Here is a 17,126-nt window from a genome sequence, read left to right on the forward strand (position 1 = left end):
CTGGCGCGCCTGCCAGCGCAGGCGGGCGTCGAAGTGGCAGGTCTGGCCGCGGTGCAGGGCGACGCATTGCACCGGCGCGACCTCCAGCGTGGCCAGCGGCGGCTCGGCGCGTGCAGGCAGGGCCGTCATCAGCAGCACGGCAGCCGGCAGCAACGCGGCCAGGGCCGGGGCGCGCTTAAAACACATAGCTGAGGCCCAACATCAGGCTGCTGGCGCGGCCTTGCTTCTCGCGCCAGCGCGAGCTGTCCGCGACGCTGTCGGCGATGCGGCCGACTCTGAGCGTGGAGCGCAGCACCCAGCTACGCGCCAGCGGGTAGCTGGCGCCGACCTCGGCCGCCATGCCCACGCCGCCGCCGGCGCGGTACTCGGCCAGGCCGGTGGCCGCGGCCTGCTGGGCGGTGACGCCGTTGAAGTAGTTCATCGTCTTGGCGCTGCCATAGCCCACGCCGGCCAGGGCGTGAAGATTCCAGTTGCCCAGCTGCCAGGCGCGGCCCAGCTGCACCGAGCCGCCAAAGCCGTTGTGGCGGCCGCTCACGTCCTTCCAGGCATGCAGCTGCCAGACGTAGTCACCGCGGTTGGCGGTCAGGCGCAGGCCGGCGACATGGTCGGCTTTCGTGTCCAGCGCCTTCCAGGCCGCGCCCTCATGGCGGGTGCCAGCGTGATTGGAGTTCAGCAGCAACTCCAGCGACCAGTTCGGGTTGTCGACCAGGCTATAGCCCAGGCCCAGCCGGTCGGAGCCGCCCAGCTCGACGAACACGCCCTTCCATTCATAGCGGCCACTGAGGATGGGCACCAAGCGCGGGTTGCGGTGGTCCACGCCGTGCAGCTTGGGGCCATGGGTGGCGAGCAGCCCCAGGCCAAGTTCCAAGTGATTGGCTTCGGTGCTCTCGCCACGGCGCAGCTCGCGGGAGATGTTCTCGGCAGCGGCGGGGCCGGCCATCAGGGTTGCGACCAGAAGCAGTGAAAGGCGCTGCCTTGCAGTGAATGTCATCAAGATTCCTCAGGGGTGGGAAGTGCAGACGCAGTCTCCCCAGCGGTGCGAAAGGAATCTGTAACGCGGCGTCAAGGCGGCCTGTGTTGGGGGCGCGCAGTTTGGCACAGGCCGGATAGGACGCCGGTCATGGGTTGCCAGGTCAAGCGAGCAGCTCGCCTGCGGGGCAGGTAGCCGCTAGCCGTTATGCAGTGACGATGGGGACGCCGGCGTCGGACGTCACGGGCAGCCCGGGCTTAGGCGGCGACGGTGCATCTTGGTGCGCCACGCCCCAGTCCGGCACCCGGCACGACTTTCAACGCGCCCGCAGCAACTGGTCCGCATCGATCAGCCGCGCCGCCACCGAGGCCAGCGTCTGCCCGCCGCCCATGGCCAGCTGGCGCAGGCGCTGGAAGGCGGCCTCCTCGTCCAGGCCCTGCTCGCGCATCAGGATGCCGCGCGCCCGCTCGACGAGCTTGCGTTCGGCCAGCTGGGTCTGGGTCTGGCGCAGGTCGCGCTGCAGGCTCTGGTCGTGCTCGAAGCGGGCCAGCGCCAGCTGCAACAAGGCGCCCAGGCGCTGCGGCGGCAGGCCGGCCAGTTGCAGGGTGCTGATGCCGGCCTGCAGGGCGGCGCGCATCTGCTCGGCCGTCATCTGCTCGGCGAACAGCAGCACGGGGCGCGGCTGGCGCTGCAGGGCTTCGCCGAGCTGGGCGAGCAGCTCGGGGGCGGGCTGGTCGCAGTCGACCAGCAGCAGCTCGGGCGCCAGGCGCTCCAGCGCCATCGGCAGTGCATCCGGCTGGGCGACGAGGTCGATGACGTCGACCAGTTGACAGCGCAGGCGGATCAGCTCCAGGCGGATGACCGGGCTGCGACGCTGGCCGGCGTCGGCCATCAGCACGCGCAGGCCGGGAAGGGAGAACGGCTGGGGCGAAGTCATGCCCCAGGGCAGCGCAAAAACCGTGCCTTGTCGGTGCGGCCTCGGCCGGCTACTTGGGCACGACGAACTCGGCGGCCCGATAGGCGGCCGCGATGGTGGCCTTGCCGACGCGGGCCTCCATCTCGCGGTGCACGGGCATCAGCGCCTTCTTCCACGCCTGCGACTCGGCCGGCGTCAGGGTGTGGATGCGCGTGCGCCCGCTGGCCTTGATGGCCCGCAGGGCGGTGTCGTTCTCGGTGTTGGCGATGGCGTTGGTATGGTCGGTGGCCTCCTTGAGCGCCGCCTCCAGCGGGCCGCGGATGTCGCCCGGCAGGCTGTCCCAGAACTTCTTGTTGACGATGACCGCATAGGCCAGGTGGCCGTGGTTGGACAGCGTCATGTGCTTTTGCACTTCGTGGATGCGCTGCGTGTAGAAGTTGCTCGGCGTGCCCTCGGTGCCGTCGACGAGGCCGGACTGCAGCGCCTGGTAGAGCTCGCTGAAGGCCATCACCTGGGGCACGGCGCCCAGCGCGCGCATCTGCGCGTCCAGCACCTTGCTGGACTGGATGCGCATCTTCAGGCCCTTGAAATCGGCCACCTGGCGCAGCGGCCGGTTGGCGCTCATGATCTGGAAGCCGTTGTCCCAATAGGCCAGGCCGCGGATGCCCTTGGGCTCCAGCTGCCGGAACAGCTCTGCGCCCAGCGGCCCGTCGGTGATGGCGCGGAAGGCCTCGGTATCCTTGAACAGGAAGGGCAGGTCGAAGACCTCGAAGGCCTTGACGCCCAGCGGCCCGAACTTGGCCAGCGACGGCGCCAGCATCTGCACGCTGCCCAGTTGCAGCGCCTCCATCTCTTCCTTGTCCTTGTAGAGCTGGCTGTTCGGGTACACCTCCACCTTCACGCGGCCGCCGGTGCGGGCCTCGGCCAGTTCCTTGAAGCGCTGGGCGCCCTTGCCCTTGGGCGTGTCGGGCGCCACGACATGGCTGAACTTGATGACGATGGGCGGTTGCGCCTGCGCCTGCGCCTGCGCGGCCAGCGGCAGGGCGACGGCGAGGGCCAGCAGCAGGAAGCGGGCGGTGGTCATGGTCCTATCTTCGCGTTCACGGGTTGGCGTCGCCATGTGGAATTCCACAGCCCGCCTTGGCCGCAGCAGTCCCTAGACTGCGCGCATGAAGCCGCGCGAGCTCCTGTCCCGAAGCCTGTGGCTGGCGCCGCTGCTGCTGTCGCTCATCTTCGTGGGCGGCGTGCTGGCGTGGGTGCGGGCCAACGGCATTGAGGAGCAGGAGCTGCAGCGCCAGACGCTGATCTCCGACGCCCTCAGCACGGAAGTTCAGCTGCGCGGCCGCATCGACGACGAGATCACCCATCTGCGCAAGCTGGCCGCCAGCCTGTCCGGCGAGGCGCCGAGCCAGGCGGCGCTGGCGGCCGACCCCGAGGTCAACGCCGGGCTGCGGCGGTTGTGGCTGTCGGTGACCTGGCTGGATGCCCACAACCGCGTGCTGGCCGAGGTGCCGAGGCAGGCCGCCGCCAACCGCTATGAAGACGGCCTGTCGCTGCACCTGACCGCGCGCGTCGGGTCCGATGGCGTGCTGGTGGTGCGCTATGCCCCGGCGCTGCTGCTCAAGCGCGGCGTGCCCTGGTGGCTGGCGCGCAAGTACGACCTGCAGCTGGTGGACAGCGCCGACCAGGTCATCGCCTCCAGTACCGAGTCGCCGCTGCGGGTTGCCCAGGGCGCGCGGCCCAGCTACCGCGTCGCGCTGACCGGCCCGCTGCGCGCCAGCCCGCTGACCGAGGCCACGCTGACCGACGCGGCGTTGGAGCTGACGCTGCGCGAGCCCATCCCCGACGGCGTGCGCCCGCTGGCCTGGGTGCTGGTGGCCGGCTTCCTGCCCGCGATCGCGGTGGCGAGCTGGTTGCTGCGGCGCCAGATGCGCCACGTACAGCGTGCCGAGGTGGCGGGCCGCACCGAGGCCGCCTGGCGTCGTGCGATGGAGGACTCGGCGCTGGTGGCGCTGCGCGCGCGTGACTTCGACGGCCGCCTGCTCTATGTCAACCGCACCTTCTGCGACATGGTCGGCCTGGCCCAGGAGCAACTCGTCGGCCTGCTGCCGCCCATGCCCTATTGGCCGCCGGATGCCTTCGAGGAGTTGACCGAGCGCAACCGCCGCAGCCTCGCCGGCCAGGCGCCGCGCGAGGGCTTCGAAGCGCGCTGGCGGCACAGCAGCGGCCGCATGGTGGACGTGATGGTGTTCGAGTCGCCGCTGGTGGACGCCGGCGGCAGTCAGATCGGCTGGATGGGCAGCATCATCGACATCACCGAGCGCAAGCAGCTCGAAGAACGCGAGCGCCGTCAGGTCGAGACGCTGGCCCACAACGCGCGCCTGACCATGCTGGGCGAGGTCGCTTCCACACTGGCCCACGAACTGAACCAGCCGCTGACGGCGATTGCCAGCTATGGTGCCGGCGTGACCAACTCGCTGGCCAAGCTCGGCGTGCAGGACGAGCTGGTGCTGGGCGCCCTGCAGCGCCTGGGCCAGCAGGCCGAGCACGCCGGCCGCATCGTCGCGCGCATCCGCGAGTTCCTGACCCGGCGCGAGCCACGCCATGAGCGCTGCGACCTCAACGAGGTCATCAGCGCCGCAGTCGACTTGCTGCGCCGTGACTGCCAGCGCCGCGGCGTCACACTGGAACTCTCGCTGGCCCCGACCGTGCCGGCGGTGCTGGCAGATGCCGTGCTCATCGAGCAGGTCGTCATCAACCTGGTGCGCAATGCGACGGATGCGCTGCAGGCGCGCGAACCGGGCGAGGGCGCGCGGCGCGTCACCGTCAGCAGCCGCCTGGCCGGCGATTTCGTGCGCATCGACGTCTGCGACAACGGCCCGGGCCTGAGCGGCCGGCGCGTCGAGCAGCTCTGCGCGCCCTTTTATTCCACCAAGGCCGACGGCATGGGCATGGGCCTGGCCATCTGCCGCTCCATCATCGAGGCTCATCAGGGCGTGCTCGACGCCAGCGAGTCATCGACAGGCGGCGCCCTGTTCTCGTTCAGCCTGCCGCTGAACCGCCAATCCAGCCGCGAACTGACCCCGGAGACCGTGCATGGTTGAACCCCGGATGGGCACCGTCCACCTTGTCGACGACGATCCCGGCGTGCGCGATGCGCTTGCCTTCCTGCTGCGCTCGCGCGGCCTGGATGTGCGTGCCTTCGCCAGCGGCCAGGCGCTGCTGGACCTGCTCGACGTCGAGGGCCCGCGCGGAGGCCCACCGCGCGGGGTCTTCCTGCTCGACGTGCGCATGGAGCCGATGAGCGGCCCGCGGCTGCACGACGAACTGCTGGCGCGGCGGCTGCGCAACCCCGTGCTCTTCCTGACCGGCCACGGCGACATCCCCATGGTCGTCGAGGCGCTGAAGAAAGGTGCCTTCGACTTCCTGGAGAAGCCCTACAGCGACAACGCGCTGGCCGACCGCATCGCGCAGGCGCTGGCCGTGGACGCTGCCATGCAGGCCGAGGGCGCGCAGTCCGCCGAGCGCAGCGCGCGCCTGGCCAGCCTGACGGAGCGCGAATGCGACGTCATGACGCGCGTGGCGGCGGGCAAGCTCAACAAGATCATTGCCGACGAGCTCAATGTGTCGATTCGCACCGTCGAGGTCCACCGCGCCCGCGTGTTCGCCAAACTGGGCGTGCGCTCGGCGGCCGAGGTGGCGACCCTGCTGGCGGGGCGGTAGCCGAGGTCGAGGCATGAGCATGGTCCCTGTCTGCATCAGCCTGCATGACAGCCTTCCTCGGGCAGAGGCCGCTGTCGTGGATAGCGGCCTGGGCCAAGCCAATGACGCCGCGGCGCCGCTTCACGAGGTCAGGCCCTTGTCATGCTTTGCACGCGATGCGGCGGGCCGTGTCGTTGGTGGCGCCATCGGCCGCCGCTGGGGTTCCTGCTGCGAGCTCCAGCAGCTCTGGGTCGAGCCGCCGAGCCGCCGCCAGGGCATCGGTGCCGAGCTGGTCAGGGCCTTCGAGGCCCATGCGCGAACCCACGGTTGCGTGTCCTTCTACCTGGAGACCTTCAGCTTCCAGGCGCCTGCGCTTTACGAGTCGCTGGGCTACCGGACCGCGCACGAGCACGCGGCGTATCCGCATGGGATCGTGAAATATCTGATGGTCAAGGACGCGGTTGGCGGCCCTTGATCCCACCTTCGCAAGGGCAGCGGGGCGACCGCGCCATTGCGAGGCACGGGTTCCCAAAAGCGGCGCGAGGCGGGGCGTGCAGGCCCTGGGCTGGGGCAGGAACCCGCTCAAGGATGCCGTTTGACGAGGGTTTCGACCTGGCATGGGGTTTGCACTAGTGGAAATGCCGAGGCGACTGGCCTCGGGGAACCTAAGGAGTACCTCACCATGAATGCCTGGACGAATCTGCGACCCCTCACCCTGACGGCCGCTCTGCTCGCAACCCTGACGCTCACCGCGCCCGCGAGTGCCCAGGAGCCCACCGTGCCCGCCGTTGCCGACCGCGTCATGCTGCGCGGCGCACAAGGCGAGTACCTGCTCGACGATGGCCGCACGCTCAAGGTCCATGTCGGCGTGCGCCGCCTGGGCGTCAGCGTCGACGAAAGCCCGCTGGAAACCTGGCGTGCCGAGAACGCCGAGCTGCTGATCAGCCCCGATGGCCTGCGCCGCCTGCGCCTGTATCGCAATGTCGACGGCTCGGTGGATCGCATCGCGCTGGAGACGGACCGCATGCGGTGATGCCGCAGCTTGCGGCGCGGGCGACTACCCCCGCGCCGCTCGCCATGGCGCGGCCGGGCTGCGCGTGATCGCCCGCTTCGGCCCTATGGCTCAGGCCGAGAGCGGATGCTCGGGAATCCAGATCGAGAAGGTCGTGCCAACCCCCGGCTCGGAGTCCACCTCGATGCGGCCGCCGTGCTTTTGCACGATGGAAAAGGACAACGACAAGCCGAGGCCCGTGCCCTGGCCGACCGGCTTGGTGGTGAAGAAGGGCTCGAAGATGCGTCGCCGGATTTCCTCCGACATGCCGCAGCCGGTGTCGCCGACGGTGATGCACACCCAGCCGTCCGCCGCCCGCGTCGTCAGCGTGATCGTGCCGCGTTCGCGAATGGCGTGGGCGGCATTGACGATGAGGTTCATGAAGACCTGGTTGAGCTGGGCGGCAATGCAGCGTACGGGCGGCAGCACCGCATAGTCCTTGCGCACCTCGGCCTTGTACTTGACCTCATTCATGACGACGTTGAGCGTCGAATCCAGCCCGGCGTTGAGGTCGGCGTCCTGCCAGTCGGCATGGTCGACGCGCGAGAAGTCCTTGAGGTCCTGCACGATCTTCTTGACCCGCGACAGCCCTTCCTCGCTCTCGTTGAGCAGCTGTGGCAGGTCTTCCTGCACGAAGGCGAGATCAACGGCGCTGTCCACGCGGCGCAGCTCCTCGCGCACATCCGCGGGCAGGGTTTCGGGTGGCGTTGTGCGCAGCAGCTGCAGCAAACCGAAGACGGGCGTCACATAGCTGCGCAAGGAACCGAGGTTAGAGCTGACGAAGCCGATCGGATTGTTGATCTCGTGGGCCACGCCAGCGGCCAGCTGCCCGATCGAGGCCATCTTCTCGGACTGCAGCAACTGGTTCTGCGCCTCCTCGAGCCGGCTGTTGGTCTGCTTGATGCGTTCGTAGTTGATCTCCACTTCGCGCTGCACGCGACGCACCTCCGTGCGGTCCTGCAGCAGCCACCAGGTCAGTGCCGACGGGTCGACCGGGTTGGCGACATAGGCAATGATCTGCACCCACAGCGTGTTGCCTGCCATCGTCCGCAGCTCCATCTCGTGAAGCAGCGATTCGCCCTTGGACAGCACGGGCATCGCGACCTGCACCAAGGCCTCGAAATCCTCTTCGCTATTGAACAGGCTGCGTGTCGGCAGCCCATGTGGCGAGGCGTCGCCGAGCTCGAACATTTCGGCGAATTTCTTGTTGCCGCGTTCGACCTGGTGGTTGGTCGTCGAGATGATGCCGACCGACGCGTTCTCCAGGAAGGCTTCGAGCTCATGATGGGTGCTGAGCAACTGCGCCGTCCGTTCGGCAATCATGTTCTCGAGCTCGTTGCGATGGCGGCGCAGCTCGTCTTCGGCCTGGTGCCGGCGCGTGACGTCCTGCAGCGTCTCGATGGCGCCGACCACCTCGCCGTTGAGATCGACCAACGGCGCAGCCGTGAAGAACAGCCAGCGGCCATCGGCACCAAAATCGGGGAAGAAGCCCTCGATCTCATACCCGTTGGCGACATAGGGCGAGCGGTGGCAGCGGTTGCCAAAAAAGGCTTCGCGCTCCTGCTCGACGCGGCCATCGACGATCAGATCCGCCAGCAGCGGCCGGGCCGCCGGGAAGAACGCGCGCCATGTATCGTCGCGACCCATCATGTCGGAGGCCTCCATGCGCGTCAGTTGCGCGCAAGCGGCGTTCCAGTGTGTCACCCGGTGGTTCTTGTCGATCACGAACGTGGCCACCGGGTTGTTCTCGAGGATCTGGTAGAGCACGCGGCCGATGTCCAGCAGGCTGGTCTGCACATGGCGGATATCGCTCAAATCTTGCCCGGTCAGCACCGCATAGGGGCGGCCGTCGAACTGCACGCGCTGGGCCTTGACCTCCAGCACCCGCCGCGAGCCACTTCCCGTCAGCGCCTCGAGCTCCATCGAAGGCAGCTCGCCTTCCTCGGCCAGGCAACGCTCACCATAGCGCCTCAGCGCATCAGCGAACTCCTCGGCCGCCCAGCCATGCGGTGGCATTGCCAGCAAGGCTTGCTCGTCATAGCCGAGCAAACGCAGCATGGCACTATTGGCAAACACGATGCGTTCTGCGCTTTGCAGCAGCGTAGGTGCGCTCACCGCTCCCAGCGCGGTATAGAAGTCGCAAGCCGCCGTGGGCATCACAAGTTGACCTCGCCAGGATCGTCCAGGATGAAGGAGCCGTCGCTGGCCCATTTCACCCGGGTGATGCCGGGCTCGAGCCGCTCCAGGCGGCGCAGTTCTGCCTCCTGCGCGCTGAGTACGCCCATTTGCTGGCGGATCTGGTCAGCCAGGCGCTGGTTCTCCAGCGTCAACACGCGCACCTGCAGTACCTGGCGCACCGCAACCAGCAGATCAACGTCGACCCAGGGTTTGGAGATGAAGCGGGCGATCTCTGCTTCGTTGATGGCGGCCAGCAGCGCGCCCAGATCGGTGTAGCCGGACAGGATGATGCGGCCGCAATCGGGCTGAACCTTGCGCAGCTCGGTGAGGAACTCAACGCCCGTCATGCCTGGCATGCGCTGATCCGAAATGGCTACCGCGAAGGTGCATTCGCGCGCCCTTGCCAACGCCAGCGCCGCGTCCGTGAAGCTTTCCACTTGGTAGTGCACACCGTCGACGTCTTTCAACCCGTTGCGCATCAGGCGCTGAAGCGCGCTGAGGATATGGGGCTCATCGTCGACGAGCAGGATTCGCTCGCTCATGTCGCACCTCGCTCAAGCCGGTTCAGGGGGAATTGGCCAGCTTCACATAGACATTCAACTTCACGTTCTGGCGGCCGGCGAATTCGCGCAGCTGCCTGACAACACGGGCGTCGAATGTGTACCCGGCTGCCAACAGCAGCGTACCCTGCGGCGACAGCAGGTCGCGGGACAACACCATGCCGGGCATCACCTCATGTGCCTGCATTTCACGGTCTTGAGGCTTTTCGCTCGGTTCGTCGTTCAGCGCCAACTCGAACGCCTGGACGATGCTCTTGTCATAGCGCATGCCGGCCCCACCCAGGATGAGCGATTGCGCCTCGGCCGGCGTGTAGCGCTTGATGGACAAGCGTCCCGTCTGCGCCGAGTAATAGTCGCTGGCGACGCTGAGGATCTGCGCGCCCACCGGAACCTCGTCACCGCTCAGGGCATCGGGGAAGCCCTTGCCATCGATGCGCTCGTGGTACGAACGCACGATGCGGGCGGCGCGCTGCAACTTGCCCAGCGGCAGCAGCGCCGCCTCGCCATTGAGCGTATGGCGGCGGTACAGCGCCAGCTCGTCGCTGGCCATCGCCGACAACGGCTTGCGCAACATGGTGTCAGGGAAGCCGATCTTGCCGACCTCATGGAGAAGGCCGGCGATGTAGACATCCTCCTCCAGCATGGCGCCAGCGTTGAGCCGCCGCGCAATGCGACGGGCCAGATCGCCCACCTGGCGCGAGTAGCCGGCGGTGCCGCCACCGCGCAACTCGACCAGGCCGGAGAACACGTTGATGGACAGCAGGAAGTTCTCACGCAGTTCGGCGAACGAGGTCTCCAGCATGGCGTTGAGCTGCTCCAGCTCGCTGGTGCGCGCCTTGACGCGTGCGGCCAGGCTGCTGTTGAGTGCCTGCAGCTCGTCGTTCTGGGCCTGCGTCAGTAGCTGCAGCGCGCGGTTTTCCTTGTCGAGGCGGCGACGCTCCAGGGAATCCCGCACGCACATCAACAGCTCGCGGTCATCCCAGGGCTTGGCGATATAGCGGTGGATCTGGCCGCGGTTGATGGCCTCGACCGTTGAACCGATGTCGGCATAGCCCGTCAGCAGTACGCGGCCGACGGCCGGCCAGCGTTCACGCACCTGCTCCAGCAAGCTCGCGCCGTCCATCTCTGGCATGCGCATGTCGGACACCACCAGGTCGACAGGCTCGGTCTCAAGCAGTGCCAGGCCGGCCTTGCCGCTCTCGGCCAGAAGTACTCGATACCCCTCGGGCCGGAACAGCCTTCGCAGCGCACTGAGGATGGACGATTCGTCGTCGACGAAAAGGATGACGGGCGGGTCGGAAATCACTGGGTTCATCGCATCGCTCCCTCGATGGCTGGCCACCGCACAACTGGGAGTTTAGGCAGGGTGCGAGACCCGGCGAGCCAAGTTTGGTCGCAAAGTGTGGCCCGCCTCGATGCGCCTCAGGCCGGCGTGATATCTACCGCGACGCCCGACAGCACCGCATTGCCCGACAGCGGGTCGCGCGCCGCGTCGTCCAGCAGCGCGTTCATGTTCACGCCGGGCCGCTCGCGCGCCACGCCCAGCAGCACGCCGTCCAGGTCATGCCCCCAGCCGTGCGGCAGGCTCACCACGCCGCGGCTCATGTCGGCGCTGCGCTCGACGCGCGCGACCAGCTCGCCCACTGCGCTTTTCACGCGCGCGAACTCCGCCAGGCCCAGGTGCTCCGCGTCCTCGGGGTGGACCAGCAGCGTGCAGCGGTCCGGCCCCTTGGCCAGGATGGGCAGGTTGTGCATCCAGCTGTTGCCCGAGCGCACGTCGCGCCGGCCGATCAGGCTGAACGCGGGCGCGGCTTCGGTCTTGACCAGCGCGAGGTCCGCCAGCACCGCAGGCGGTGCCAGTTCGATCCTGCCGCTGGGTGTGCGCAGCACCTCGGGGATGCGCGGCGTGAGCGCGCCGAGGTCGATGCCGCCGCCCTCCACCGTGCTTGCCGCCTTGACCTTGGCGAGGTTGAGGCCCTCGGGCTTGCGGCCGAACTGGTCGCCGTAGGGGCCGACGCGCAGCTGCAGATCGATGAGGCGCTCCGGCCCGCGCCAGGGCTGCAGCGCGGCCACGATGGCGGGCGTGTCGTCGCCCGCAAAGCGCCTCACGTCGGCCTCGATGGCCTCGTCGTCGAGCCGGGCCACGTCGACGTCGAGCCCGCGGCCTTCAAGCAGCGCGCACAGGCGCAGGATGGTCTGCCACTCCTGCGGCGTGCCCGCAGGCAGCCCGAACACCGGGCCGCTGAAGCGCGCATGGTTGCGGTGGCTGAGCTGCGGGAAGGCGACGTCGAAGTGCAGGTCCTCCAGCGGCGACAGCCCCGGCAGGATGACGTCGGCATGGCGGCTGGTCTCGTTGACGTAGATGTCCAGGCTCAGCATGAAGTCCAGACCCTCCATGGCCCTGGCGATGCGGGGGCCGTTGGGGGCCGACAGCACCGGGTTGCTGGCCACGGTGATCAGCGCCTTGATCTGGCCTTCGCCCGGTGTTTCCATCTCTTCGGCCATCACGGTGATGGGCAGCTCGCCGAAGACCTCCGGCGCGCCGGAGACGCGGCTCCTGCGCCGGCCGGTCCGGATGCCCTTGCCGCTGCCCGATCGGCCCTGGGTGTTGGACGCAAACGCGGCAGCCTTGGCGAACATCGCGCCGCCTTCGCGGTCGAGGTTGCCGGTCAGCACATTGATGAGGTCGACCAGCCAGGAGTTGACCGTGCCGAAGCGCGTCGTGCAGGTGCCGATGCGGCCGTAGACGGCCGCGCGCGGTGCGGCGGCCAGCTCGCGGGCAATGCGGCGCTGCGTGTCGGCCGGGATGCCGCAGCCGCCAGCGGTGACCTCGGGTGCGAAGCCGGCGAGGGCGGCGCGTGCTTCGTCCAGGCCATTGACATGCTCGGCCAGGCGGCCGGGCTTGACCAGGGCCTCGTCGAACAGCGTGTGTGCGATGCCGGCCAGCAGCAGCGCATCGCCGCCCGGGCGGATGGCCAGGTGCTCGTCGGCCGCCGCGGCTGTTTCGCTGCGGCGCGGGTCGACGACGACGATGCGCCCGCCGCGCGCCCGCATGGCCTTGGCCTTGCCGCGGTAGTCGGGCACGGTCCACAGGCTGCCGTTGCTGACCATCGGGTTGGCGCCGAGCATCAACAGGTAGTCGCAGCGTTCGATGTCGGGCAGCGGGATGCTGAGCCAGTGGCCGAACATCAAGCCGGCGCTGAGCTGCTTGGGCATCTGGTCCAGCGTGGACGCACTGAAGGCGTTGCGGGTGCCTAACGCGCGCACCAGGCGGGGCGTATAGGCCAGCAGGCTGACCTTGTGAGCGGCCGGGTTGCCGATGGTGAGCCCGACGGCGTCCGGCCCCTGCTCGCGCCAGATGGGCAACAGGCGCTGCTCGATCTCGGCAAAGGCCTCGTCCCAGCTGGCGGGCACGAACTGGCCATCGCGCTTGATCAGCGGCGTGCGCAAGCGGTCGGGGTCTTCGTGCAGGTCCTTGAGCGACACCCCCTTGGGGCAGAGATAGCCATGGCTGAAGACGTCGCTGTCCGCACCGCGGATGCTGATGACCCGGGCAGCGTCGGTCTTCACCTCCAGGCCGCAGCAGGCCTCGCACAGCGGGCAGATGCGGTAGTGGCTTTCAGGCATGGCTTGTCTCCTGGTTTTGCGGCCGATTCTGCGGCGCGCGCACCGGCCCTGGCGTCAACCCGGCGACATGGCCATCGTCTCCAGCGACGACAGCATCTCGTCGTCGGCCGCCAGGTAGTGGTCGCAGGTGGGGCCGCCGCTGATGACCAGGTCGACGAACTCGGCGCACCTGTTGCGGCCCACCTGCGCGTCGACGTCCGGGCGTCAGCGCACCGCCCTCACGATGCGCTCCACCACCTGGCGGCCGGCCGGCGTCCATGGTGCGATGAGTTCGAAGTGGCCGGCACCGTCGAGGTTGACGACCTCCACCGTGTCGCCCAGCTCGGCCGCCTGCGTGCGGTAGCCGTCGCTGGCCGCAGGCGGCACGATGCGGTCTTGCGTTCCCTGCATCAGCGCCTGCGGTACACGCAGCGGCAGCAGGGCCAGCGGCGAGGTGTCACTGAGCAGCGCGGTGGTCGGCGCGCTGCCCAGCAACTGGTCCACCGACGTGCCGCACAGCTTGTTGCGCGAGGCAAAGGCCAGGTCGGGAATGCCGGCCACCGCGACGACGGCCGGGACGGGCAACGGCGCCGCGGCCTTCAACGGGCTGCTGGCGGCGATGCGCGGCCGGGCCGCAGCCCACAGCGCCAGGTGCCCGCCGGCGGAGTGGCCGGTGGCGACCAGGCGCTTGAGGTCCAGCGGATAGCGGCGGGCGAGCGTGAGCAGCCGGTCCGCGCCGCGGGCCACGTCGTCGAAGGTGCCGGGATAGCCGCCGCCCGGGTGGCCCACGCGGCGGTAGCTGATGCTCCACACGGCCACGCCGGCAGCGCGCAGCGCATCGGCCTGGAAGGCCAGCAGCTCCGGCCCCGGCAGGCTGGCCTGCCAGCAGCCGCCATGGATCATCAGCGCCACGGGGTGGGGGCCGGGGCCCTTGGGCAGCCACAGCTCGCCGAACTGCTGCGGCGCATCGCCATAGGCCAGGCGATGGTCGGGCTGTGGCCGGTCGGGCCGGTCGAGGACCTCCAGGAAGCTCAAGGTCTGCGCGGGCGCGGACAGGGCCAGCGGCAGCGCCAGGCTCATCAACAGGCGCGGGATCATTCGCATGGGTTCAACCAGTCTTGCAATTGCTGCAGCACGGCCGCATCGGTCTGCAGGCCCATATGGCCCAGGCCGGTGAAGAGGGCCGTGTCGGTAAAGGCCAGGCGGCGCGCCGGCGATCGATGCTGCCCCAGCGCACTGGCCACCGGCACCAGGCCGTCGCCCAGCCAGCGCGCCGGTGAGCCGCCGGCCCGCTTGGACGTGGTGGCCGCGATGGCGTAGCAGGCGACATCCTCGGGCAGCGGCAACTGGCTGGCCTTGCCGGCGTCGGCTTCAAGCAGGCTGGCGTGGCGCAGATCGCGGATGCCGGCACTGCGCCTGGCGGCCAGGCTGGCGAGCGGGCGCGAATAGGCGCTGAAGGCCAGCAACTGCTGCAGCTGCTGGCCGCCGCGCTCCAGCGGCGCGCCCTGGTGGGGCGTACCCAGCGTGACCAGGCAGCGCAGCCGCTTGCGCCAGCGCCGCCGCCCGGCCTGCGCGATGGCGCTGCGGATCACCAGGCCGCCCATGCTGTGGCCGAGCAGCGTGAGCGGGCCGGGCACGTCGTTCAGCAGTCTGGCCAGCTCGGCGCCGTTCTTCCAGATCGGACGGCCGCTGTTGTAGCGCAGGCCCAGGGGCTGGTAGCCGAGTTGCGCCAGGGCAGCGGGGAAGTCCTTGCCGTCCCGGCGTCGCCACTGCGCCTCGTTCATGCACAGGCCATGCAGCATGACCAGTGGCGCTCCGGTGGCGCCGTCGACCAGGGGGCGCAGGCTCATCGGCGTGGCCAGAGGGTTCGCTGTTTGTTCGAGGTAGTCGCCCAGCACGCCGTTCAGCGCGGCCAGCATGGCGTTGGCGCTTTGCGGCTTGGCCTGTCCGACCAGCGGCGTCAGCGCATTCAGGGCGATGTCCAGCCCGCCGCCCACCAGCTGCGTCACGCCGCGAACGCTGCGATAGACAAGGCCGGTGATGCCGGAGGTGCGTTCGCGTTGCTTCGTCAGCGGCAGCCGCGTGATCTCGGCATGCATGGCCTCGACGAGGTCGGTGACGCCGGTGACGGCTTGCGTCGCGAGGCGGCCGGTGCCGCGGAGTTGCTGGGGGTTGGGCATGGCCCAGTGTCGATCACATCTGCCGGAACAGATGCGCACAGCTCTCCGCCACCAGCAGCATCTCGCTCCCGTGCTTGAGCTTGATCTGCATCCGCCCCCGGAAGTCGCGGCTCACGCTGGCGATCGCATTCACGTTGACCAGCGTGGACCGATGGATCTGCCAGAACTGCTGCGGGTCCAGCTCATCAATGAGCTCCTTGAGCGGCTTGCGGATCAGCGCCTCGCCATCCTTCAGGCCCAGCCGGGTGTACTTGTTGTCACTCTGGAAGAACAGCACCTCGTCGACGGTGATGAGACGCAGCGTCTGGCCCACCGACGCATTGATCCAGCGCAGCGGCGCCCGCGCCGCGGATGGCGTGACGGCGGCCGGGCTGGCGCCGAGCTGGTCCAGCACGGCGCCGATGTGGGCGGGCGGCTGCCCCTGGGCGAGCCGCGCCTTCAACCGCGTGATCGCCGTGAACAGGCGGGCGCCGGCCAGCGGCTTGAGCAGGTAGTCCACCGCGCCCTGGTCGAACGCGGCGATGGCGTACTGGTCGTAGGCGGTGACGAAGACGACATGGGCGCGACCGCCCACCTGGCGGGCGACGTCGATGCCGGTGGCACCCGGCATCTCGATGTCCAGGAAGAGGATGTCGGGCTGATGCTGGTCCAGCAGCCGCAGCGCCTCCAGGCCGTCGCCGGCCTCGCCGACGACGCTGAGTTCGGGCCAGAGCTTGCCAAGCTGCTCGACGAGCTCGCCGCGCAGCGCGGCCTCGTCTTCGGCGACGACGGCGGTGGGTGCAATGAGGCTCATGCGGGAAATACCAAGGTGAACTCCGTGCGGCCCTCGCCGCTGCGGCAGGCCAGTTGTGCGCCCAGCACCGCCAGCCGTTCACGCAGCGACACGAGGTCGTCATCGTCGCTGCACAGGCCTTCCTCGTCGAAGCCCAGCGTGATGCGGCCATCCACATTCAGCCAGGCGCGCCTGGGGTGGCCAAGGCGCACGGCACGCTGCACCAGCGGCAGCAGCAGCATGGGCGGCAGCTGCGTGGCGCCGTGGGCGCCGATTTCGCAGGCGAAGCTGGGCGGGTCGCCGCCCAGGTCGCGCAGCAGGTCGAGATAGCTGGCGATCAGCTCGGCCTCGCTGCCCAGCGTCGCGCCGGCATCGCGCAGCCGCGGCAAGGCCACGCGCAGATGCCGGATCAGCCGCTCCAGCCGCGCGCTGGCGCCGGCATCCCGGCGGTCATAGGCCTGCTCGACGGCGACGAGGGCGTCGAACAGCAGGGCCGGGTCGACCTGGGCCTGCAGCGCGGCCAGGCGCGAGGCCAGCGCATGGCGGCGCAGCTGGCTGTGCTCGCGCAGCAGGTCCTGGGCGGCCTGGTCCTGGCGGCGGCGCAGCGTCAGGAACTCCAGCGTGCCGACGATCATCAGTGCCGGCATGAAGACCCACAGGGTGTTGCCGATGACGGCGCTGAAGCGGAACACCGTGCACTTGGGCTTGCCACGCGTCATCGCATAGATGTCGCACAGCGAGGGCCAGGGCAGGGCGGCGGCCAGCGGGTAGACGATGGCGATGGTCAGCACCGAGCCCAGCAGCGTCGCGGCGACCAGGCGCTGGCGGCGCGCCGGATGGACGGGGCTGCTGCGCGCCGCCGGCAGCCAGCACAGCAGCAGCACGATGCAGCTGACCAGCGGCACGACGAGGTGGCGCGCCACCACCTGGGGCAACTGCTCGCCGACGGACATCTCCAGCAGCGAAGTCAGGTCGATGGCGCCGAACAGCATGCCGGCGCTGAGGAAGACCAGTGCCTCCTTGGGCCGCAGCGAGCGCCAGGACTGCAGCACGTGCCCGATCATGCCAATGCCTCTGCCGGGAGGCGCACGCGGGCGACGACACCGCGCGGCTGCACGGCCTCCAGCTCCAGCGCGGCCGCGTCGCCGAAGCGCGCCGCCAGCCGCGCCCGCGTGTTGGCCAGGCCCACGC

The 17,126-nt window shown here is 69.3% G+C and carries 17 protein-coding genes; 4 read left to right on the forward strand and 13 right to left on the reverse strand.

What is annotated here, in order from left to right; genetic code table 11:
* The 4 genes from ACT6S0_RS20185 to ACT6S0_RS20200 all read right to left on the reverse strand — a co-directional run.
* Nucleotides 1-186 (reverse strand): hypothetical protein (locus ACT6S0_RS20185; protein WP_444765578.1); only part of this gene is annotated, 186 nt, incomplete at its 3' end.
* Nucleotides 176-991, reverse strand: a complete 816-nt coding sequence (locus ACT6S0_RS20190; RefSeq protein ID WP_444765579.1) for a MipA/OmpV family protein — start codon at nucleotides 989-991, stop codon at nucleotides 176-178. The genes ACT6S0_RS20185 and ACT6S0_RS20190, both read right to left, overlap by 11 nt.
* A gap of 295 nt (nucleotides 992-1,286) precedes the next feature.
* The gene (locus ACT6S0_RS20195) at nucleotides 1,287-1,907 is read right to left on the reverse strand and encodes an ANTAR domain-containing response regulator (RefSeq protein WP_444765580.1); all 621 of its coding nucleotides are present in this window, start codon (nucleotides 1,905-1,907) and stop codon (nucleotides 1,287-1,289) included.
* A gap of 49 nt (nucleotides 1,908-1,956) precedes the next feature.
* Entirely contained in the window at nucleotides 1,957-2,970 is a 1,014-nt protein-coding gene (locus tag ACT6S0_RS20200; RefSeq protein WP_444765581.1) for a TRAP transporter substrate-binding protein, read from the reverse strand.
* 85 nt (nucleotides 2,971-3,055) lie between these two features.
* Here ACT6S0_RS20200 and ACT6S0_RS20205 point away from each other — a divergent pair, with 85 nt between their 5' ends.
* From ACT6S0_RS20205 to ACT6S0_RS20220, 4 genes are all read left to right on the forward strand, one after another.
* The gene (locus ACT6S0_RS20205; protein WP_444765582.1) at nucleotides 3,056-4,990 is read left to right on the forward strand and encodes a sensor histidine kinase; all 1,935 of its coding nucleotides are present in this window, start codon (nucleotides 3,056-3,058) and stop codon (nucleotides 4,988-4,990) included.
* Nucleotides 4,983-5,609: a response regulator transcription factor gene (locus tag ACT6S0_RS20210; RefSeq protein WP_444765583.1), complete on the forward strand. Its 627-nt coding sequence runs from the start codon at nucleotides 4,983-4,985 to the stop codon at nucleotides 5,607-5,609. The genes ACT6S0_RS20205 and ACT6S0_RS20210 overlap by 8 nt, the downstream gene beginning before the upstream one ends.
* Before the next feature lie 13 nt (nucleotides 5,610-5,622).
* The gene (locus ACT6S0_RS20215; protein ID WP_444765584.1) at nucleotides 5,623-6,063 is read left to right on the forward strand and encodes a GNAT family N-acetyltransferase; all 441 of its coding nucleotides are present in this window, start codon (nucleotides 5,623-5,625) and stop codon (nucleotides 6,061-6,063) included.
* 207 nt (nucleotides 6,064-6,270) lie between these two features.
* The gene (locus ACT6S0_RS20220; protein WP_056262113.1) at nucleotides 6,271-6,621 is read left to right on the forward strand and encodes a hypothetical protein; all 351 of its coding nucleotides are present in this window, start codon (nucleotides 6,271-6,273) and stop codon (nucleotides 6,619-6,621) included.
* Nucleotides 6,622-6,711: 90 nt separating this feature from the next.
* On the opposite strand, the gene ACT6S0_RS20225 is transcribed toward ACT6S0_RS20220, so the two are convergent.
* From ACT6S0_RS20225 to ACT6S0_RS20265, 9 genes are all read right to left on the reverse strand, one after another.
* Complete coding sequence (locus ACT6S0_RS20225) at nucleotides 6,712-8,850, reverse strand: PAS domain-containing sensor histidine kinase (protein WP_444765585.1); 2,139 nt, start codon at nucleotides 8,848-8,850, stop codon at nucleotides 6,712-6,714.
* Nucleotides 8,796-9,359 carry a response regulator gene (locus ACT6S0_RS20230; protein WP_444765586.1) on the reverse strand — a complete coding sequence of 188 codons (564 nt, stop codon included), beginning with the start codon at nucleotides 9,357-9,359 and terminating at the stop codon, nucleotides 8,796-8,798. The genes ACT6S0_RS20225 and ACT6S0_RS20230 overlap by 55 nt, the downstream gene beginning before the upstream one ends.
* A gap of 22 nt (nucleotides 9,360-9,381) precedes the next feature.
* On the reverse strand, nucleotides 9,382-10,692 hold the full coding sequence (locus tag ACT6S0_RS20235) for an HD domain-containing phosphohydrolase (protein ID WP_444765587.1): 1,311 nt from the start codon (nucleotides 10,690-10,692) through the stop codon (nucleotides 9,382-9,384).
* 107 nt (nucleotides 10,693-10,799) lie between these two features.
* Nucleotides 10,800-13,004: a molybdopterin-dependent oxidoreductase gene (locus ACT6S0_RS20240; protein ID WP_444765588.1), complete on the reverse strand. Its 2,205-nt coding sequence runs from the start codon at nucleotides 13,002-13,004 to the stop codon at nucleotides 10,800-10,802.
* A 54-nt stretch (nucleotides 13,005-13,058) separates the two neighbouring features.
* Nucleotides 13,059-13,187 (reverse strand): hypothetical protein, encoded by a 129-nt coding sequence (locus tag ACT6S0_RS20245; protein WP_444765589.1) that lies wholly within the window; start codon nucleotides 13,185-13,187, stop codon nucleotides 13,059-13,061.
* 21 nt (nucleotides 13,188-13,208) lie between these two features.
* Complete coding sequence (locus tag ACT6S0_RS20250) at nucleotides 13,209-14,087, reverse strand: alpha/beta hydrolase family protein (protein ID WP_444765590.1); 879 nt, start codon at nucleotides 14,085-14,087, stop codon at nucleotides 13,209-13,211.
* Nucleotides 14,078-15,163 (reverse strand): esterase/lipase family protein, encoded by a 1,086-nt coding sequence (locus tag ACT6S0_RS20255; protein ID WP_444765591.1) that lies wholly within the window; start codon nucleotides 15,161-15,163, stop codon nucleotides 14,078-14,080. The genes ACT6S0_RS20250 and ACT6S0_RS20255 overlap by 10 nt, the downstream gene beginning before the upstream one ends.
* A 13-nt stretch (nucleotides 15,164-15,176) precedes the next feature.
* Entirely contained in the window at nucleotides 15,177-15,956 is a 780-nt protein-coding gene (locus ACT6S0_RS20260) for a LytR/AlgR family response regulator transcription factor (protein WP_444765592.1), read from the reverse strand.
* On the reverse strand, nucleotides 15,953-16,999 hold the full coding sequence (locus ACT6S0_RS20265) for a sensor histidine kinase (RefSeq protein ID WP_444765593.1): 1,047 nt from the start codon (nucleotides 16,997-16,999) through the stop codon (nucleotides 15,953-15,955). The genes ACT6S0_RS20260 and ACT6S0_RS20265 overlap by 4 nt, the downstream gene beginning before the upstream one ends.
* Nucleotides 17,000-17,126 lie beyond the last annotated feature (127 nt).

It is taken from the genome of Roseateles sp. (assembly GCF_052436255.1).
Taxonomy (GTDB): Bacteria; Pseudomonadota; Gammaproteobacteria; order Burkholderiales; family Burkholderiaceae_C; genus Pelomonas.